The sequence below is a fragment of the Robiginitalea sp. SC105 genome (genome assembly GCF_014243345.1).
GTDB lineage: Bacteria > Bacteroidota > Bacteroidia > Flavobacteriales > Flavobacteriaceae > Robiginitalea.
In genome coordinates, this window is sequence record NZ_JACLZF010000002.1 from 1,017,212 (window position 1) to 1,035,358 (window position 18,147).

An 18,147-nucleotide genomic window follows, 5' to 3' on the forward strand; every position below is an offset into this window, starting at 1 on the left:
AATACCGACAAAAGGCATGTTATTTTCGATGAAATACATCGAATTCAATTTCCTGCCCCGGGTTTTCCCAATTTGAGCAGTTGCCGGGTGGTCAGGGGTCCCTTGCTTGTGAGTTGTTCCAGTATGTGCAGGAAGGCCATCGCGGTGATATAGGCATCCCCCAGGGCTGTATGCCGGTCCTTGCAGGACAGGTCGTATTTGCGGGCCAGGTCGTCCAGGGAATACTGGTCTTTTTTGCGGAGCAGCGGGCTTTTGATGAGGCTTTTCCGGTACAGCGTTCCGGTGTCCAGGAGCGGGTTTCGAAACTTCCCAAGGCCGTGGCGGTCACAGGCATTTTGAATCATGGTGCGGTCAAAGGAGATATGGTGCCCGACTACGGGGGAATCCCCGATATATTCCAGTATGGACTTCAGTCCCTCCTTCTCGTCCATCCTGGGACTGCTCCCGGTTTTGAGTATCCCGTGTATCGGGACGGAAAGCCGGTCAAAATGGTCCTGAGCCAGGAAATACTCCACGCTTTCATTCACGCGGATCCGCCCGCCCAGCAAACGCAGGGCGCCAATACTGAGTATCCGGTCACGGATGGGGTTCAGGCCCGTCGTTTCCGTATCCAGCACCACAAAGGGCACCTCTTCCAAATCCTCGGGCAGCTTCATGGCAAACCGCCTTTCCGGGCTGAGCCATTCCAGAATCCTGTCACCTATGTTTGTCAGGCCGCTCATACCAGCAGGTTCGATACCTTGAACCGGACAGCGATCAGTTCCTGCACCTCCTTGATGGTCTTGAAGGTGCGTTTCAATTTGATCTTTTCTTCCTTGGTGAGGCTGTCCAAAGCGATGTACCGACCGCTGTCTCCATGGAGCAGCCCCTGTTTGGCACGGAACTTCAATAGCGCCTTGGTGGCATACCCGCAGGAGAGGAATAGCTCCCGGTTGTTGGGTTCCAGTTCGGCGAGCTTGGCAAAGCGTTCGGCCGTATTGTTGATGGATTTGATTTCGTGGGAAAGTATCAACACCCGGGCCGCATCGGTCAGGGGCATCAGGGCGCGAAGCTTCAGGTCAAAAAAATCCTTGTGCTTGCCGTCCTGTTCTACCAGGAATTGCCTGAAAAAGCCGGTAGGTGAGGGGTTCTGGAGGGCCCCCGCGGCAAGGTGGTAGAAAAACATAGGGTATTTCCGCACATTTTCAAAAATATGTTCTGAGAGCTTGTTTGCGAGTTCCGCGCTGCCAAATGTCCGGTTGTAATCAAAGAATATGGAGGAGAGCAGCACCTCGTTCTTTCCCGGGTTGATAATCCACTGGGAGACCCGGTGTTTCCATTCGCTCAGACTCAGGCACCAATCCGGGTTGGAGGCCATCATCTCTGCAGGACAATACTCGTAACCGATGCGTTTCAGGTTGCGGTTCACCCGCTCCGCAAGTTCCCGGAAATACCCGAACGTTTCGGGGAGTCGTTCTTCGGGCACGTCTGCGAAGACCAGGGCATTGTCCTGGTCGGTTTGCAGGAGCTGTTCGCCCCGGCCCTGGCTGCCCATGGCCAGCCAGGCAAAGGAAACCGGGGGTTCCCCGGCCTTTTTCACGGCCAGTTCGATGACCCGTTTGGCACAGGCGTCGTTCAGTTCGGCAATGAGCCTCATGGTAATGGACATGGGGATATTGGCATCCAGGTAACTCCGCAACAGTTCCATCACCCGGGCCCTGATTGCCTTCAGGCGCGTGGTCTTGCGGGTGCGCTTAATGGCACGCATCAATACCTCAGGGTTGTTGCCCATGGCCAGTACCAGGTCGTATTTGGAGAGCACACCTACCACAGGGGTATCCGAAGTCCCGTCTTCCGTCAGGCAGAGGTGGCTGATATCGTTTTTCATCATGGCGAGTTGTGCCTGGGTGAGGCTCAGCCTGGGCGGATAGGTGATTACCGGGGACGACATGATCTCAGATGCAGGCGCAGTAATCGGGAATTGACCGGTCGCGACCTTGTTGCGCAGGTCCTTGTCGGTGATGATCCCCACGGGCAATTCCTCATGGAGTACCAGTACGGAACCCACCCGCTTTTCGGTCATCAGCCGGGCGATGTCCCTGGCCGGCGTATCCCGGGAACAACTGACCACCCGCTTCCCGGGGCTTACCGGGATAACTTCGTTGTACCGCAACCCGCGGCCCGTCTGGGATGCCTCGGACCTGGGGGCGGAGACCAGTTTCCCTTCCTGTCCCTTGGTGTAAGGGTTGCGGGTATTGGAGGCAAAACTTTCCAACAGGAAATTCCCGACTTCGCTGTACGATTCCACAAATGGCCGGAATACGGAAATGGGGATGGCATACAGGAGGGATTCCTCCCGGGTCTTGGCCTCCAGCTTGTAGGCTTCCCCCGCCATGAGCGGCCGGAGTCCGAAGATGTCACCCTCGTCACAGATATCGATCAATTCGCCCCCGGTGGCTTCCCGCAGGTCAACCGCCCCCTTGTGGACCACATAGAATACCGGGTGGGTTTCCTCGCCTTCCCGGAAAATGACACTGCCCTTTTCCCGGTAGAGGATATCTACTTCCAGGGACAGGGACTGCAGGTCCTTGTCCGTCAATTCATCGAAAGGCGGATACTGCCTCAGGAAATCAGCGACCCGCTCTGAAATACGGTTGCTCATGCACAGGTTTTTCCAATAAATGTACGACTTAAGGGGCAGTTACGGCCTCTTGCATTTTTTTGCATCCGTTGACCCGATAGATCCTGCCATCCGCCTTGGTAAAGAGGTAAAGTGCCCTTCCGGGGCCCAGTCCGAGCCTGAGGTCCACCCGTTGCCCGGGCACCAGGTCAACCAGTTTCACGGGCCGTCCCTGGTATTCCAGGCCGAACCTGAACACCGGGGCCTGGGAGCCTTCCTGCATTTCGGCCAGGTTGGCGAAAAACAGGGAACCCCTCGGGATATCCCCGAAGATATATTTTCCCTTCAGGAGGGGGATATCATCCCGGGTGTAGACATATCCCCCGCAAACGGCATTGCCTTCGTCGTGGTCGTATTGGGCCACCGGGTAGGTGAACCCCTGGTCATCGGCGGGCAGGGGGTACACCAGCTCCGTGTTGGCCGCCGGGTCGAAAAGCAACGTGCCTTCCCGCCGGGGCCACCCATAATCGGCACCCGCTTTGCCCAGGTTGATCTCTTCCACGCTGTGCTGACCAATATTGGAGATAAACATTTTCCCGGACCCCGAGGTATCCCAGCTAAAACGGTGGGGGTTGCGGAAGCCCCGGCACCAGACCTCCGGAAGCGCCCCCGGTGTTTCCACCAGTGGATTATCCGGGGGGATCCCATATTTTCCGTTCCGGCTGCTGGTTCCCAGCGGGTCGATCCTGAGGACGGATCCCCAAACCCATTCATGGCTGGAGGCGAGATAGTTCTTGTCGGTTTGGCCGGTACCCCCGTCACCCACGCCGATATAGAGCAAGCCATAGTCTGGTTGCCCCGGTTTTGCGTTTGGGTTGAACTTGATTTCCTGTACCCCGTGGACTGCTGAGTGCATATCGATCCGCAAGACCTCCCGCTGGGTTCCCTGAAAAGTGTCCGAGTGGGGGTTTTTGGTTTGCCATTCGCTAAGGACCCATTGCAGCGCTGTTCCCACACTGTCCGGCATCCTGAAATCCGCCAGGGCCGATCCTGCGGATTCGGTATGGGTGGTGTACAGGAGGCCGTTTTCTTCAAAAGCGGGGTGAAAGGCAAAACTTCCGAACCCGGTACCCAACCCGGGCCGGTCTATAAAATCAGGGAACCGGCCGCCTACATCCAGATAAGGAAATACGGAATCCCGTTCCAGGCGATACAGCATGCCTCGGAGGTCTGATACGAATACCCGCTGGGAGCCCCGGGAAGCCTGGGGTTCCATTTTATTGATCCGGGTTAGGGGCGGGTTGTCCGCAGTCGCAGGTATGAGATAGGCGTCCTCGATGACCAGGGTCAGCCCGGATTCCGGGATTTTTTCGGGAACCGGGTTCAGTAATCCCCCTGTCCGGTTGCTGGTGTTCCGTTTTTCTGCCTTGGAAAAGACGTGGATAAACCCGAGGAGTTGCTCCATCTCCTCGTCCTCCAGGAAGCTGAAAGCAGGCATGTAGATCCCGTATTTTTCGAAACTTTCCGTTGCGCGCCCGTCCCCGCTCTCTATCATTCCCGCGGGATTGCGAATGAAGGCACTGAGCCACTCCTTATCCGCCTCCAGGGTAATGCCCGAGAGGTTGGGGCCAATCTCCTGCTGCTGGAAATTATGGCAACCGGCGCAATGGGTGTTGAAAAGGGCCATCCCGCTTTGGATTGAAAATTCGTCGGTATGGTATGCTGCCAGTTGCAGGTCTGCCACGGCGGCTTCGGATTCCTTTTTTTCGCCACAGCCGGACAGGCAGCAGATACAGAACGGACAAAGGTAAAATAGTAGCTTGCGTATCATCCCGCGTTGCATTGGTCAGACAAAGTACAAAAAAAAGATAGTGGCAGGTAACCGCACCGGGTCCCAAACAGGGACCGATGAAGGGGCCGCGAAGCAGGAATAAAAAAACGGTTTGTGCATGCACAAACCGTTGTGGAAAAGGCCTTTCGGCCGCGTAGCGAGAGGGAGACTTGAACTCCCGACCTCAGGGTTATGAATCCTGCGCTCTAACCACCTGAGCTACCTCGCCGACTCATTTTAAAACGGCTGCAAATATAGTTTTTAATTCCCGTACAGTCAATATCGACGGGCCAAAAAGTTTTTTGGAATTATTTTTTTATCATCTATATTTCGATATATTGCCCGCGGCCCCAATGCATATAATTGGTTGGGAAAATAAGTAAATACCACCCCGGAATGGACGAGAAAACAAAGTTTGAGATTGAATTTGTCATACAATCTTCCCCTCAGCTGCTGTTCCAGTACCTCGCAACGCCTTCCGGGTTGTCCGAATGGTTTGCAGACAATGTGAATTCCCGGGGCGAACGATTTACGTTTATCTGGGACGGCGCCGAGGAAGTGGCGCGTTTGCTCAAGCGGAAAACGGACGAATTCGTTCGCTTTGCCTGGGAATACAATGAGGATGACACCTATTTTGAGATGCGCATCATCGTTGACGAGATAACCAAGGACGTTTCCCTTTTCATCTCCGACTTTGCGGAAGAAGATGAGCTGGAGGAAGCTAAAATGCTGTGGCACAATCAGGTTGCCGATTTGAAGCAGGTCCTGGGGTCTACCTGAAGCCAGGAGGGGAAATCGTATCTTTGCCCCGAATTTCAAGGCAAGTCAAATGATTAACTTCAACGGGGATCTCCTTCCCGAATCGGCGCATTTTTTAAACCATACCAACCGCGGCCTTCGCTACGGGGACGCACTCTTTGAAACCCTCCGGTACAACGGGAAGCAATTGTTCTTCTGGGAGGACCACTATTTCCGGCTGATGGCCTCCATGCGGCAGCTTCGTATGGAAATTCCCATGGCGTTCAACATGGAATTCCTGGAGGAAGAAATTCGCAAAACGCTGGTTGCCGGCGGGCAGGCGGAAAGGCCTTCCCGCATCCGGATTACCGTATTCCGGGATGCCGGCGGGAGGTATGGGCCCGACAGCCTGGAAATCGGCTACATCATCGAGAGCGAGCCGTTGGAATCTCCGGGATTTTCGGTGCCTGTCGACGCCTGCCGGGCCGACCTGTTCAGGGACTATTTTGTTCAGGCTGATCGCCTTTCGGGAATCAAGCATTCCAACCGGCTCATCCAGGTTTTGGGGAGCATCTACGCGGCAGAAAACGACCTGCAGACCTGTATCTTGCTGAATGACAAAAAAGAGGTCACCGGGGCCCTTAGCGGCAACCTGTTCATCCGCAAAGGCGACCGGATACGGACCCCTCCGATCGAAAGCGGTTGCCTGGATGGCATCCTGCGTAAACAACTCCTCAGGCTGGGCAAAAGCCCGGATCGCTACCAGGTGGAAACCGATTCGATTTCCCCCTTTGAACTCCAGCAGGCCGACGAAATGTTTTATACCAATGCAATTGTGGGCATCCGGCCGATCACAGCTTACAGGAAGGCGTCGTTCAAAACGGAGGCGGCAAAATATTTGACCGGGAAACTGAACCTGGCGGCCGTAGGGGCACTTAAGTAATGCGCTGGGGCACCAGGGACGCTGCGTAATCCCTTCAGGCTGGGGTTATCGGGGGCTTTGGAATAGTATCAATTCAGGCCGGGGTGGTCAGTGGCATTGGACCAGAATCAGTTCAGGCTGGGGTTTTCAGGCGCATTAGACCAGAGCAGGTAATCCCCGCCCAGTTCCATCATTTTTTCTCGCCAAAAGGCCTGAGTGGATTTCCGGATGATGTCGCTCTCGTATTTATTGGTGACCACAATCCAGGATTTTGAAAGGAGTTCCTGGTCCAGCTGCAGGGAGGCCCATCCGGAATAACCCAGGAAAAAGCGGATATCACTTTGGTTGATCTTCCGGTCGTTGATCAGGGCTACGGTTGCGTCAAAATCGCCACCCCAGAAAATGCCATCGGATATTTCCACCGAATTGGAGATCAGCTCAGGGACCTTGTGGATGAAGTAGAGGTTATCCTGTTCTACCGGGCCGCCATTGTAAACGGGGAACGGCACCTGGATTTCTTCTACCAGGTCGCTCATGCTGTAGTTAAGGGGCTTGTTAAGGATAAAGCCCACGGAACCTTCCTGGTTGTGCTCTGCCAGCAGTACCACGGACCGGTTAAAAGAAACATCGCCGGTAAGCGCAGGCTCTGCGATGAGCAGTTTACCTTTCTTTGGTTTGAGACCTAACATAAGCGGAAGGTTACCTTAATTTTAAAAATAGGACAATTCCCCCAATTATCAAAAGGCCTGAAAAAAACCAGCCCCGGCACGATGGCCGGGGCTGAATAATTTATAGTTCGGAACGTTCGTCCGGCTTAGTTTACCGCATCTCCCAGTTCGGAACCTGCTTTAAACTTAACGACGTTTTTAGCCGGGATGTGGATGGTTTTCCCGGTAGATGGGTTGCGGCCTTCGCGGGCATTCCTTCTGGAGACAGACCAAGAGCCGAATCCAACCAAAGAAACGCGATTTCCTTTTTTAAGAGATTTCTCTACATTTCCAAGAAAGGATTCCAGCGCCTTCTTGGCAGCAGCTTTAGTGATTCCGGCATCAGCTGCCATGGCATCGATTAATTCTGTTTTGTTCATAATGTTAGTACGTTAAATGATGTTATACATATTGCAAAGCGCAAACAAAATTATACGGATTTGCCGTCGACGCAAGTAAATTCGGGGGAAATCCGCGTTTTTGTTGATAACTTCGGAGCTTTGTTAATAAAGTGAGAAAATTCATTGCCCATTTCGGGAGCCCCGCGTTTACGGGGCTTCAGCGAAACTGATCATTTTGTTCAAGCACTGTGCCGTTCAACCAGTCCGAAACACTCATCCGGCGTTTCCCCTCAGGTTGGATTTCGGTGATCTGCAGCTGTAAATCCGTCGTGCTCACAAAGAGTTCCCGGTCCTGGACCTTAAGGTGGCCGGGCTGGCCGTCAGATGGCCTGTCAGTAAGCCGGGAAGCGTAGATCTTACAGGTGGATTCCCCGGCGCCTGAATGCAGTATGGTCCATGCCGCAGGGTAGGGACTGAGCCCGCGGATCAGGTTGAAGACCCGGGAGGCTTTGGTATTCCACTCGATCCGGCAATCTTCACGGAAGAGCTTGGGGGCCTGTTTGTCCGGATCCGGCTCCGGCTGGGCCGTTGTTTCGACGGAACCCTTGGCTATCCGATTCACGGTTTCCACCACCAGTTTTGCCCCAAGGGCCATCAGCCGGTCGTGGAGCTGACCGGCATTTTCCTCCGGCCCGATTTCCAGGCTTTCCTGCAGGATGATATTTCCCGTATCAATGTGTTCGTCTATGAAGAAAGTCGTAACCCCGGTTTGGGTCTCCCCCCTGATCAGGGCCCAGTTTATGGGGGCGGCGCCCCGGTAATCGGGCAGGAGGGAGGCATGGAGGTTGAAGGTGCCGTATTCGGGCAGGGCCCACACCTGCCGGGGCAGCATGCGGAATGCCACGACCACCTGCAGGTTTACGCCCAGGGAACGCAGTTGCTGTGCAAACTCCGGATCCTTCAGGTTGGCCGGCTGCAACACGGGGATGCCGTTGGCCTCGGCAAAGGTTTTCACTGCCGGGGCTTTTAGTTTCTGCCCCCTGCCGGCAGGCCGGTCGGGGGCTGTTACCGCAGCTACCACTGCAAACCCTTCCTGTATCAGGGCCTGCAGGGAGGCTACTGCAAAGTCCGGGGTACCCATAAAGGCGATGCGCAAGTCTTTCATGTCAACTGGTATTGGTTTTTATTGTCCAGGCGCAGCCGACCTTCTTCGAGCAGGTATTGCAGGCAACGCAAAAGTTGTGCTTCCGGCCGGCAACCGGCCATGGTTAATTCCCTGGATGTCCTGGGGCCCATCTGCAGCTCGGCCAGGACCTTTTCGCGGATCCCGGCAACCGGGGAGGCCGCTGTGGAGAGGCATACATCGCACTGACCGCATGGCGCCTGGGGTTTCTCCCCGAAATAACGCATCAGGGTTGCCTGCCGGCATTCCTCCTCATTCCGCACATAATCCAGCATTTGCCCCAGTTTCCGGCTGCGGACTTCCATACGCCGGTCAAATGCCTTGGCAAATGCATGGATGGTGCGCGCATCCTCCCTGGGCACCAGGAAATGTACCTCCATATCTCCCTGCCGCACCTGCAACTCCGCCAGGCCGTCCTTTTCCAACCGCTGCAACCGTTTGAGCAATTCGGATTCGGAAACCCCTATCTTCAGGGAAAGGAGCCGCATGCCCACCGGGGTTTCGTAGTCAAAAAGCCCCCCATAGGTGCGCAGCAGCAGCTGGATTGTAGCTTGCAATTCCGGGTAGGTCCCCAGGTATTGCCACAAGGCTGCCTTGGTGCAGGTAAGGCGCATTTTAAGGGTGGTCTTGAATACTTTGAGCAGGGAAATGACCCCTTGCCGGTCCAGTACCTCCAGGGCGTTGTACGTTTTTGCTGCCGGCAGCTTGTAGGTTTCGCAAAAAAGCTCAAAACTGAAGGGAAGCGGGGCTTCCGGCAGTTCCCCGAACGGGATGCCGAAATAGGCATTGAGTTTTCGATACACCCGGATCAGGTCTTCGATGGCCGGCTGGTTGCCCAGGAAATAATCGGTCGTTTTTTTCTGGTCGCCGGGGCTGACCAGCAGGAGGGCGGACGCCGGTTTTCCATCCCTCCCGGCCCTCCCGGCCTCCTGGTAATACTGTTCAAGGGTTTCCGGTATTTCGTAATGGATGACCGTGCGCACATCCGCCTTGTCGATGCCCATGCCGAACGCATTGGTGGCTACCATCACCCGTAAACTGCCTGCCTGCCAGGAACCAAGGGCTTTGGATTTGGCTTCCTGCGGCATACCGCCGTGGAAGGCGCCCGCCTGGATGCCATGTTTGTTCAGGTAAGCGGCAAGGGCGGCAGTGGCCCGCCGGGTGCGCACGTAGACAATGGCGCTTCCGGGAACCGCTTCGAGATGCGCCCGCAGCCGGTAGGCCTTGTCCTCGGTCTGCCTGACGGAATAGGCGATGTTTCCCCGCCGGATGGAATCCCGGAAAACCCTCGCGTTTTCAAGCCCGAGGTGGGTGGTGATGTCGTCCAGGACCTCCGGGGTGGCCGTGGCGGTCAGCGCAATCAACGGTACCCCCGGGTGCATTTCCCGCAGCCGGATGCAATCCAGGTAGGCAGGCCGGAAATCGAAACCCCACTGGGAAATGCAGTGCGCTTCGTCTATGGCGATGAGGGAAACCGGAAGGCGTTCCAGGTGTTGTCGTACCAGCTCCTGTTGCAGGCGTTCCGGGGACAGGTATAGGAATTGATAACTTCCGAAGGCGGCATTGTCCAGCCTCCTTAGCAGGTCTTCCTCCGAAAGCCTTCCATAGAGCCCCATGGCTTTGATGCCACGCGCCTTCAGCGAGGCCAGCTGGTCTTCCATCAGGGCGATAAGGGGGGAGACGACGATGCATACCCCCTCCCTGATCAGGGAGGGGACCTGGTAGCAAAGCGATTTGCCCCCACCGGTCGGCATCAGGCCCACCACGTCCCGGCCTTCCAGCACGGCCTGGATGATCTCCTTTTGAGACCCCCGGAATTCCGAAAAGCCCCAGTACTTCTCCAGGATGCCCGATAATTCCGTCATGTCCCCTTTTCGATCATATCCAGTAAATCCCTGATCCGCGTATCCACCGGACCCGGCGGCAGCGCCTTGATCCTGTACCCGCATTCCTGGTAGCTCCGTTCCAAATGCCGGTGGATTTCACATGCTTCCTCAAAACTTTCCAGGCGTTCGTGGTCCTGTCGGTAAATTTCCTTCCAGGGTGGCAGCACAACCGCCATATCGTAGCGCAGTTCGTCACAGGGATCCGTGAACTGGCCATCATAGGGCTGGTCGAAATAATCCATGTAGGCGATGATGTCAGGGAGCCCCCGGTCGTAAAATACCAGGGAGGCCTGTAAGTCCGATGCAGCCCGGAATTGTTCCATACGGCCTTCCAGGATTTTCTGGTTGAATGCCAGGGGGTCCTGCACAAAAGCCAGCGGGTTGGTCCGGTGTCCGGCATCCGGTTCTTCCTGCCGGGCCTTCAGGGTCATTTCCCGGATGACCTCGTGGAAACACGTATGCCCGAGTTCTTCGAGCCTCCGGACCAAAGCAGTCTTCCCCGTGCCGGGGCCGCCTGTTATTACGATTCTCTTTTTCATAAAGGGCAACTACAGCCTCAAACAAAAGTACGTATTCCCACCGGGAGCGGGAAATGCCCCAGGAGCCTTATATTTGCAAAAAAAGCGGCATGGACAAGAACGATAGCGCAGCATTTTACGACCGCCTCAGGGAGGAATTGCTAAAATCCACCACCTGGCCCTCCGATTACCTGTACAAGTTCATCGTCCCGTCCGACCCCGAAAAGATCAATCGCATCCAGGCCGTGTTCGACAACACCGGAGCTGTGATCGAATCCAGGCAGTCCCGCAAGGGCAAGTACACGAGCCTTTCAGTCACCGTGAACCTCAGGGATCCGGATGCAGTCATTTCTTTTTATCGCCGGGTAGGGGAGATCCCTGGGGTCATTTCACTCTGAATATGGTATTCTCATAATATTTCAGTAATTTGCACCCTCCGGAACTTCCCGGGAAACGTCCTATTCATTTAATTAGCCTCTATCCCCTTGAATCAAGTAGATCAACTCGAATACAATACAGAACGCCCGCAACTTCATATCCCGGAATACGGGCGACATTTCCAGAAGATGGTTGACTATTGCGTCAGCATCGAAGACCGGGACGAACGGAACCGGATCGCCCAGGCCATTATCAGCGTGATGGGCAACATGCAGCCCCACCTGAGGGATGTCCCGGATTTCCAGCATAAACTATGGGACCAGCTCTTTATCATGTCCGATTTTAAACTGGATGTGGACTCCCCCTTCCCGATCACGCCCAAGGAAACGCTCCAGCAGCGCCCCGAACCCCTGGATTATCCGCAGAACCACCCGAAATACCGGTTCTACGGAAACAATATCAAAAGGATGATCGACCAGGCGGTACAATGGGAAAAAGGCGACAAGCGTGACGGCCTGGAGTATGCCATTGCCAACCACATGAAAAAGTGCTACCTGAACTGGAACAAGGACACCGTTGACGACAAGGTGATATTCAACCACCTTTTTGAACTGAGTGACGGGCAGATCGACCTTGCCTCAGATGGGGAGAACCTCACCGAGAGCGGCCAGTTCCTGAAGCAGCAGCAGCCTCGCACCACCAAATCGGGAGGGCGAAGCAATTCCGGCAAGAAGGGTTCACGCGGCAACCGCGGCAAAAAGCGCTACTAAATCCTATGGGAACATTCAGAATTGAAGGAGGGCACCGCCTGCAGGGCGAAATAACCCCCCAGGGGGCCAAAAACGAGGCCCTGCAGATACTCTGCGCCGTATTGCTGACTGCTGAACCCGTTACCATCCACAATATCCCGGACATCGTCGATGTCAACAAACTCATTGCCATCCTGGAAGACCTGGGCGTCAAAATCCAGAAAAAAGGCAAGGGTTCCTTTACCTTCCGTGCCGACGACATCAACCTGGACTACCTCCAGAGCGATGCCTTTAAGACCGACGGACGGAGCCTTCGGGGTTCCATCATGCTGGTTGGCCCGCTGCTGGCCCGATTTGGCCAGGGCTACATCCCTAAACCAGGGGGTGATAAAATCGGCCGCCGCCGCCTGGACACCCACTTCGAAGGATTCATAAAACTTGGCGCCAAATTCCGCTATAACCGGGAGGAGCATTTTTACGGGGTAGAGGCCAAAAGGCTGAAAGGCACCTTTATGCTCCTGGATGAGGCATCGGTTACCGGGACGGCTAACATTGTCATGGCAGCCGTTCTCGCAGAGGGTACCACCACCATTTACAATGCCGCCTGTGAACCCTACCTGCAGCAATTGTGTAAGATGCTCAACCGCATGGGGGCCCGGATTACGGGCGTGGGCTCCAACCTGCTGACCATTGAAGGCGTGGATACCCTCGGAGGCACGGAGCACCGTATGCTCCCCGACATGATCGAGATCGGGAGCTGGATCGGTTTGGCTGCGATGACCCAAAGCGAACTGACCATCAAAAACGTGAGCTGGGACGACCTGGGGTTGATCCCCACAACCTTCCGCAAACTGGGGATCACCCTGGAGCGGCGGGACGACGACATCTATATCCCTGCCCACACGGAAGGGTATGAAATACAGAATTTTATCGACGGATCCATCCTCACCATTGCCGATGCACCCTGGCCGGGGCTGACCCCGGACCTGCTGAGCATCCTGCTGGTGGTGGCCACCCAGGCAAAAGGGGAGGTACTGATCCACCAGAAAATGTTCGAGAGCCGCCTCTTCTTTGTGGATAAACTCCTGGACATGGGGGCCAAGGTCATCTTGTGCGACCCGCACCGGGCTACGGTCATCGGGCATAACTTCAAATCGACCCTCAAGGCAACCACGATGGTTTCCCCGGACATCCGGGCGGGGGTTTCCCTCCTGATAGCCGCGCTATCTGCAAAAGGGGTATCCACCATCCAGAATATCGAACAAATCGACCGGGGATACGAGGCGATTGATACCCGCCTGCAGGCGATAGGGGCACGGATCACCCGCATCTGAAGCCCGCCGCCAAATCCTCCTCCTGCCTGCCTATAACCGGAAATGGTCCCTCCACGCCGGATGGCGCCAGCTATACCTTTCTTTACTTATTGATTTCTGAACCGTCGGGGAACCGGGCAAACCGGCCAGCATCCCTGTCATGTACCGGATCCGGGTGCCGCCAGGGCCAGCCTCCGAACTGCGTGAGCCGGAAATCCTGCATGACCTGCTCGATCTCGGCTTCCGTGTTCATCACGAAGGGCCCGTATTTGGCAACGGGCTCCCCGATGGGCCGGCCCTGTAACCAAAGCAGGCGCGCGGGTTCTTCCCCGTTGATCATTTTTCTTTCCAGGGCGTCCAGGCTTGCCCCGTATCCATTTTTCAGCCGGGTACCCCCGAGGTCTATTTCGGCCCCCTCGAAGAGGTAGAGCCGGCGGTTGGTTCCATGATCCACTTCCGGAAGGCCGAAGGAAGCCCCCGGCTCCAGGTCCACGATGGCTATTACCAACTCGCTCGATGGATCGGCAGCCCAGGAATCCGGAGGGGGTGCAGGAGGGGTGGTATCCCCATAGGTCCCTGCCACCAGACGTACGCTGGCACCGTTTTTACGGATAATCGGGATATCTTCCTTCCAGAGCATCTTGAAATGGGGCTCTACGCGTTTGCTCCGCGCCGGTAGGTTTAGCCAGATCTGGAAAAGCTCCAGGGTATTGGGGCCCTGCGGGTTGAGCAGGGGGAACATTTCGGAATGCTGCAGGCCTTTCCCGGTAGTGATCCACTGTACATCCCCTTCCCCGAAGCGGGCGGCTGCACCCAGGGAATCGGCGTGGTCGCAGTACCCGCGCGTGACAATGGTCACCGTTTCGAAACCGCAATGCGGGTGGGCGGGAAACCCGGGTACCGTCCGGCCGTGATACATCCTCCAGCCGTCCCTGATGGTGAAATCATTGCCCAGGGGACGCCCGGCGAGGGAAGCATCCGGCCCCAGGTCCTCATTCCCCTGCGGGTACCTGTCCAGGTGGTGTACGCAAAACAAAAACGGGTCCGGGGTATCCCATGGGAACCCCAGCGGAAAAACAGGGATGGTTTCGGGCATTTCAGTTAAAATTGTGTTCGGCTGTATTGATTTCGACCCAGTTGTTCTCAGGGTCCCTCAGGTAGATCTGCCGGACGCCGTCGGCCCGGTCGGTAACCGCGTTTTTCTTTCCCGGCCAGTCCCAGTAGGGGATGTCCCTGGATTCCAGGAAGGCGATAAAACCGTCCAGATCCCTGATGGCGAGGCAGAGGTGGACACTCTTGCTTTCGGATTTTTCCACCTCGTCTTTACGGATAAGGTGCACCTGCGTATTTCCCCGGACCCGGAACCAGCGAAAGTTTACGGTATCTGTAGGGTGGGGGATTTCTTCAAGCCCCAGTACCCCGGCGTAAAAATCCCCGGTCTTTTTCAGGTCCTTTACAATAAACGAATAGTGGTCGTAGGTAAAATCAAATTGCTGGCTCCACAGGGAACCGCAGGCCATCAGGCCCAATATCAGCAGTAGTTTCTTCATGGTATCTGATTAAGTTGCTTGCCGTTTCAATGTTCAAAATCCACCTTTTTGTGGCTGCCGTCGCAGAAGGGCTTGTTGCCCGAGGCCCCGCAGCGGCAGAACGCCGTACTCCCCTCCAGCCTGCGGCCTTCACCTTCCGTCTCCAGTTCAACGATCCCGCGGACCAGCAGGGGGCCGCCTTTGACAACCTGTGCCCTGACGCCCGGGCTGTCGGAACCTTCCTCCGCGGCGCTGTTGTCCCGGTAACTCAGGGCCCCCGAGGGACAGCGGTCAATCTGGTCCCTTAGGGCCTTTACCGAGGCGTGTTCCGGCCGTATCCAGGGCTTTTCTTCCGGTCGGTAGACGTCCGGCAAGGCCTGCACACATACCTTGGAGTGGATGCACTTTCGCGGTTTCCAGATGACGTGAAAGTCGCCTTTCGAATATTCCTTTACAATTTCTCTCTCACTCATATCATGCGATATTAATTCCTTTCAGTACCAGTTCCTTCCACTCCGGGTTCCGTTTGAGGAAAAGGGCCACAAACGGGCACAGGGGCACCAGGGTGAGTCCTTTGTCCCTGATGTCTTCCAGGGCCGCCCTGACCAAAGCCATGCCGATACCCTTTCCTTCCAGTTCCCCGGGCACCTCTGTATGGGTCAGGTAAATTTTGTCCCTGGTCCGGATGTATTCGATTCGGGGGACGTGCTCCCCGATCCGGAATTCATACCGCTTCTCTTCCGGGTTGTCGATGAGTTGATAGCCGGACATCTCAGTTTCCCATATTAATCGGTGGCGGGCCTTCCGGGATAATCGGTTCATAGACCGTTTCCCCTTTGCGCTCCCGGTATTCTGCCTTGACCTGCTCCACCAGTTTGGGATCTTCAAACAGGTCGACCATGGTCATTCCGAGCGCCTTTGCGGCATAGAGCATGCCCTTATGGCCGATGCTCATCCCCCCGCAGGCCACTACGGCCCAGGAATGCCAGGGGGTATCTTTGGGGGCCACGGTCACACCCAGGTTGATGTTGGGTACATTCCAGCTGACATCGCCAACATCCGTGGAACCTCCGCCCGGGTTTTCCCGGGTGGCTTCCAGGGGGCGGACCTTGCTGTCCATGCCCGCCTGCGGCTTGCCGGTGGCCATCTGTATTTTCTTGCCGAACTCCTGCTCGTCTTCCGTGTATTCGATGGGCCCCAGCAGTTCCAGGTTCTTTTGCATGGCCTCCCCGCCGGTCCGGTTGACCAGGGTTTCGTAAATACCGGAGATCAGGGAGATTTTATAATCCACATTCGCCATGATGGCTGCCCCTTCGGCCATTTTCTTCACCTGCTCGTATACGGGCATCATCCCCTCCCTTTTGGTGTCGCGTACCCGCACCCAGATCCGGGAGTAATCCGGGACCACGTTGACTACCTGCCCGCCATCCTGTATATGGTAGTGGATCCGGACGGTCGGTTTGATATGTTCCCGGTAATAGTTGATCCCAGTGGTGTAGAGTTCCAGGGCGTCCGAGGCACTGCGCCCGTTCCAGGGGTCGGCCGATGCGTGGGCCGCCTGTCCGAAAAATTCCACCTTGAAATCCACCAGGGCCAGCGTGCTTTGTACATCGGCCTCGATCTGGGCACCGGGGTGCCAGCTGAGGTTGACATCCACATCGTCCCACAGGCCTTCCCGCACCATCCAGATCTTACCGAAAAACTTTTCTTCTGCGGGGGTCCCAAGGAATTTGACGGTCCCCTTGATTTTTCCGTCGGCAATCAGTTCCTTAACCGCAATGGCCGATGCCAGGCTCGCCGTGCCGAACATGTTGTGCCCGCATCCATGGCCCGCGCCCCCTTCTTCCAGGGGTTCTTTGGTCGGTTGTGCCTTCTGGGAGATCCCGGGAAGGGCATCGAATTCGCCCAAAACGGATATCACCGGCCTGCCGCTGCCGTAGGTGGCCACAAAAGCCGTGGGCATACCGGCCACCCCCCGTTCCACCTTAAAGCCGTTTTTCTCGGCGTAATCCGCGAGCATTTGGGAAGAAGTGGTTTCCTGGAAGGCCGTTTCTGCAGCGGCCCAAATGGAATCGCTCAGGGCGATGAGTTCCTGCCTGTGGGATTCCACGGATTGGGCAATCGCCTTTTTTTCGGCGCTCATTTTCTGGCCGTGGGCAAAAAATCCCAGCAGGGGAAACAGGAGTAGGGGAAGTAGTCTTTTCATAATGGTATTTGAATTAATGGATGTAGTGATCGGGGCCGGAAACCGGCTCCTAAATATATCAAAAAAAGGGGGCGTAGCTAGGGAATTCCCCTTTTAAACCCCTATGCATTATATCGAAAAGATGCAATTTTTCCGCCTTTGGCCTGTTAATTGAATAGTTCCGCTGTATGAAGTGTCCCAAAAACTGAACTATGAAACCTGCAATACATTTTCTTTTTCTCCTGGCCATTGCCCTGCTCGGGGTATCCTGCAGCGCAACCAACCGGCTTAGCATGACCGTGACCGAACCCGCTGAAGTTGCCCTGCCCGGCAGCGTCAAGCGCGTGGGGATCATCAATCGCTCCGTGCCCTCGGAAGGCAACAGGGGCCTGGCGAAAATAGACGCCATCCTTTCAGCCGAAGGGGTACGCCTGGATTCCCTGGGCGCCGAAGAGGCGGTGGCGGGCCTGGCCGACCGGCTGCGGCTTTCCAACCGGTACGAGGCGGTGGTTATCCTGCACAATGCATCTGGTGTAGCCCGCGGATTGCGGGGGATGCCTGCTTCCCTGAACCGGGAACAGATACAGGAACTCTGCCAGGCAAATGGCCTGGATGCCATCTTTTCCCTGTCCTTTTACGATACGGATACGCAGGTGTACCTGCAACTCGGCATGATGGAACTTCCCAATGAACTCGGAATACCCATTTCGGTGCCTGCCCACAAACTGGACCTGGACACTGAAGTGCGCAACGGCTGGCGCATCTACCTGCCTGAGTTGCCGCTTCCCGTGGATGAATGGGTATACCGGGACCATTTCCGGGTGAGCGGAAAAGGGGTCAGTCCGGTGGCAGCCCTTGAATCCATTGCCTTCCGCAAGGATCGGGTACTCGAATTGTCCCGGCAGACAGGACATTCACACGGTGGGCGCCTGGAGCCCCGGCGGATCCGTGTGGGCAGGGACTATTTTGTCCGTGGCAGCGATCTGTTCGCACGCGGCCGGAGACTGGCCCAGACGGGCGATTGGGATGGCGCAGCCTCCCTTTGGGAACAGGAGATCAACCACCCCAAGGACAAGGTAGCCGGCCGGGCGTTTTACAACATGGCCATCATCAATGAAATCAACGGGGATCTGGACGCGGCCATCGATTGGGCCCGCAAGTCCTATGCGGATTTCGGCACACGGCATGCATTGGATTACCTGCGGACACTGGAAAGGCGCAGGGCGGCCCAGGAGCAATTGATGGCAGATGCCCATTGGCAGAAATAG

19 protein-coding genes and 1 tRNA gene are annotated in these 18,147 nt (G+C 56.1%); 6 read left to right on the top strand and 14 right to left on the bottom strand.

All coding sequences use genetic code 11. From position 1 onward, the window contains the following. Positions 1-44: 44 nt before the first annotated feature. The 4 genes from H7F20_RS13555 to H7F20_RS13570 all read right to left on the bottom strand — a co-directional run bounded on the left by H7F20_RS13555 (position 45) and on the right by H7F20_RS13570 (position 4,659). Positions 45-722, bottom strand: coding sequence for a PolC-type DNA polymerase III (locus H7F20_RS13555; protein WP_185786705.1), 678 nt, complete (start codon positions 720-722; stop codon positions 45-47). Next, positions 719-2,641, bottom strand: coding sequence for a DUF294 nucleotidyltransferase-like domain-containing protein (locus tag H7F20_RS13560; RefSeq protein WP_185786706.1), 1,923 nt, complete (start codon positions 2,639-2,641; stop codon positions 719-721). Before H7F20_RS13560 ends, H7F20_RS13555 begins: the two co-directional genes overlap by 4 nt. A gap of 28 nt (positions 2,642-2,669) precedes the next feature. Then, positions 2,670-4,430, bottom strand: coding sequence for a PQQ-dependent sugar dehydrogenase (locus tag H7F20_RS13565; RefSeq protein ID WP_185786707.1), 1,761 nt, complete (start codon positions 4,428-4,430; stop codon positions 2,670-2,672). Between the two features lie 155 nt (positions 4,431-4,585). Then, a tRNA-Met gene (locus H7F20_RS13570) sits at positions 4,586-4,659 on the bottom strand. Positions 4,660-4,826: 167 nt separating this feature from the next. Between H7F20_RS13570 and H7F20_RS13575 the strand changes: the two genes are divergently transcribed. Together H7F20_RS13575 and H7F20_RS13580 are read left to right on the top strand one after the other, a co-directional pair. Continuing rightward, positions 4,827-5,210, top strand: a complete 384-nt coding sequence (locus H7F20_RS13575; protein ID WP_185786708.1) for an START-like domain-containing protein — start codon at positions 4,827-4,829, stop codon at positions 5,208-5,210. 49 nt (positions 5,211-5,259) lie between these two features. Beyond that, positions 5,260-6,111 (top strand): aminotransferase class IV, encoded by an 852-nt coding sequence (locus H7F20_RS13580; RefSeq protein ID WP_185786709.1) that lies wholly within the window; start codon positions 5,260-5,262, stop codon positions 6,109-6,111. 107 nt (positions 6,112-6,218) lie between these two features. Here H7F20_RS13580 and H7F20_RS13585 read toward each other — a convergent pair whose 3' ends face one another. The 5 genes from H7F20_RS13585 to H7F20_RS13605 all read right to left on the bottom strand — a co-directional run bounded on the left by H7F20_RS13585 (position 6,219) and on the right by H7F20_RS13605 (position 10,746). Then, positions 6,219-6,779, bottom strand: coding sequence for a YqgE/AlgH family protein (locus H7F20_RS13585; RefSeq protein WP_185786710.1), 561 nt, complete (start codon positions 6,777-6,779; stop codon positions 6,219-6,221). A gap of 125 nt (positions 6,780-6,904) precedes the next feature. After that, on the bottom strand, positions 6,905-7,177 hold the full coding sequence (locus H7F20_RS13590; protein ID WP_185786711.1) for an HU family DNA-binding protein: 273 nt from the start codon (positions 7,175-7,177) through the stop codon (positions 6,905-6,907). A 178-nt stretch (positions 7,178-7,355) separates the two neighbouring features. After that, a complete protein-coding gene (gene fmt, locus H7F20_RS13595) occupies positions 7,356-8,303 on the bottom strand; it encodes a methionyl-tRNA formyltransferase (protein ID WP_185786712.1) in 948 nt (315 codons plus the stop codon). Next, on the bottom strand, positions 8,300-10,186 hold the full coding sequence (locus H7F20_RS13600; protein ID WP_185786713.1) for an ATP-dependent DNA helicase RecQ: 1,887 nt from the start codon (positions 10,184-10,186) through the stop codon (positions 8,300-8,302). Before H7F20_RS13600 ends, fmt begins: the two co-directional genes overlap by 4 nt. After that, positions 10,183-10,746 (bottom strand): AAA family ATPase, encoded by a 564-nt coding sequence (locus H7F20_RS13605; protein WP_185786714.1) that lies wholly within the window; start codon positions 10,744-10,746, stop codon positions 10,183-10,185. The genes H7F20_RS13600 and H7F20_RS13605 overlap by 4 nt, the downstream gene beginning before the upstream one ends. A gap of 89 nt (positions 10,747-10,835) precedes the next feature. Between H7F20_RS13605 and H7F20_RS13610 the strand changes: the two genes are divergently transcribed. The 3 genes from H7F20_RS13610 (at position 10,836) to murA (ending at position 13,186) form a co-directional block, all read left to right on the top strand. Next, positions 10,836-11,123, top strand: coding sequence for a DUF493 family protein (locus tag H7F20_RS13610; RefSeq protein WP_185786715.1), 288 nt, complete (start codon positions 10,836-10,838; stop codon positions 11,121-11,123). Between the two features lie 87 nt (positions 11,124-11,210). Continuing rightward, complete coding sequence (locus tag H7F20_RS13615; RefSeq protein ID WP_185786716.1) at positions 11,211-11,873, top strand: DUF4290 domain-containing protein; 663 nt, start codon at positions 11,211-11,213, stop codon at positions 11,871-11,873. 5 nt (positions 11,874-11,878) lie between these two features. Beyond that, on the top strand, positions 11,879-13,186 hold the full coding sequence (murA, locus tag H7F20_RS13620) for a UDP-N-acetylglucosamine 1-carboxyvinyltransferase (protein ID WP_185786717.1): 1,308 nt from the start codon (positions 11,879-11,881) through the stop codon (positions 13,184-13,186). Positions 13,187-13,268: 82 nt separating this feature from the next. Here murA and H7F20_RS13625 read toward each other — a convergent pair whose 3' ends face one another. From H7F20_RS13625 to H7F20_RS13645, 5 genes are read right to left on the bottom strand one after another with little or no spacing between them, the layout of a single operon-like run. After that, positions 13,269-14,261, bottom strand: a complete 993-nt coding sequence (locus H7F20_RS13625) for a pirin family protein (RefSeq protein ID WP_185786718.1) — start codon at positions 14,259-14,261, stop codon at positions 13,269-13,271. A gap of 1 nt (position 14,262) precedes the next feature. Continuing rightward, the gene (locus H7F20_RS13630) at positions 14,263-14,715 is read right to left on the bottom strand and encodes a VOC family protein (RefSeq protein WP_185786719.1); all 453 of its coding nucleotides are present in this window, start codon (positions 14,713-14,715) and stop codon (positions 14,263-14,265) included. Between the two features lie 26 nt (positions 14,716-14,741). Next, positions 14,742-15,167: a (4Fe-4S)-binding protein gene (locus H7F20_RS13635; protein ID WP_185786720.1), complete on the bottom strand. Its 426-nt coding sequence runs from the start codon at positions 15,165-15,167 to the stop codon at positions 14,742-14,744. A gap of 1 nt (position 15,168) precedes the next feature. Further along, on the bottom strand, positions 15,169-15,465 hold the full coding sequence (locus H7F20_RS13640; RefSeq protein ID WP_185786721.1) for a GNAT family N-acetyltransferase: 297 nt from the start codon (positions 15,463-15,465) through the stop codon (positions 15,169-15,171). A 1-nt stretch (position 15,466) separates the two neighbouring features. Then, positions 15,467-16,900, bottom strand: a complete 1,434-nt coding sequence (locus H7F20_RS13645) for an amidohydrolase (protein ID WP_185786722.1) — start codon at positions 16,898-16,900, stop codon at positions 15,467-15,469. Positions 16,901-17,091: 191 nt separating this feature from the next. Here H7F20_RS13645 and H7F20_RS13650 point away from each other — a divergent pair, with 191 nt between their 5' ends. Further along, positions 17,092-18,147: a DUF6340 family protein gene (locus H7F20_RS13650; protein ID WP_185786723.1), complete on the top strand. Its 1,056-nt coding sequence runs from the start codon at positions 17,092-17,094 to the stop codon at positions 18,145-18,147.

Bases quoted from the DNA above. Each gene is read 5' to 3' on its own strand.
- H7F20_RS13555 (WP_185786705.1), bottom strand. From the start codon at position 722: ATGAGCGGCCTGACAAACATAGGTGACAGGATTCTGGAATGGCTCAGC.
- H7F20_RS13560 (WP_185786706.1), bottom strand. From the start codon at position 2,641: ATGAGCAACCGTATTTCAGAGCGGGTCGCTGATTTCCTGAGGCAGTAT.
- H7F20_RS13565 (WP_185786707.1), bottom strand. From the start codon at position 4,430: ATGATACGCAAGCTACTATTTTACCTTTGTCCGTTCTGTATCTGCTGC.
- H7F20_RS13575 (WP_185786708.1), top strand. From the start codon at position 4,827: ATGGACGAGAAAACAAAGTTTGAGATTGAATTTGTCATACAATCTTCC.
- H7F20_RS13580 (WP_185786709.1), top strand. From the start codon at position 5,260: ATGATTAACTTCAACGGGGATCTCCTTCCCGAATCGGCGCATTTTTTA.
- H7F20_RS13585 (WP_185786710.1), bottom strand. From the start codon at position 6,779: ATGTTAGGTCTCAAACCAAAGAAAGGTAAACTGCTCATCGCAGAGCCT.
- H7F20_RS13590 (WP_185786711.1), bottom strand. From the start codon at position 7,177: ATGAACAAAACAGAATTAATCGATGCCATGGCAGCTGATGCCGGAATC.
- fmt (WP_185786712.1), bottom strand. From the start codon at position 8,303: ATGAAAGACTTGCGCATCGCCTTTATGGGTACCCCGGACTTTGCAGTA.
- H7F20_RS13600 (WP_185786713.1), bottom strand. From the start codon at position 10,186: ATGACGGAATTATCGGGCATCCTGGAGAAGTACTGGGGCTTTTCGGAA.
- H7F20_RS13605 (WP_185786714.1), bottom strand. From the start codon at position 10,746: ATGAAAAAGAGAATCGTAATAACAGGCGGCCCCGGCACGGGGAAGACT.
- H7F20_RS13610 (WP_185786715.1), top strand. From the start codon at position 10,836: ATGGACAAGAACGATAGCGCAGCATTTTACGACCGCCTCAGGGAGGAA.
- murA (WP_185786717.1), top strand. From the start codon at position 11,879: ATGGGAACATTCAGAATTGAAGGAGGGCACCGCCTGCAGGGCGAAATA.
- H7F20_RS13625 (WP_185786718.1), bottom strand. From the start codon at position 14,261: ATGCCCGAAACCATCCCTGTTTTTCCGCTGGGGTTCCCATGGGATACC.
- H7F20_RS13630 (WP_185786719.1), bottom strand. From the start codon at position 14,715: ATGAAGAAACTACTGCTGATATTGGGCCTGATGGCCTGCGGTTCCCTG.
- H7F20_RS13635 (WP_185786720.1), bottom strand. From the start codon at position 15,167: ATGAGTGAGAGAGAAATTGTAAAGGAATATTCGAAAGGCGACTTTCAC.
- H7F20_RS13640 (WP_185786721.1), bottom strand. From the start codon at position 15,465: ATGTCCGGCTATCAACTCATCGACAACCCGGAAGAGAAGCGGTATGAA.
- H7F20_RS13645 (WP_185786722.1), bottom strand. From the start codon at position 16,900: ATGAAAAGACTACTTCCCCTACTCCTGTTTCCCCTGCTGGGATTTTTT.
- H7F20_RS13650 (WP_185786723.1), top strand. From the start codon at position 17,092: ATGAAACCTGCAATACATTTTCTTTTTCTCCTGGCCATTGCCCTGCTC.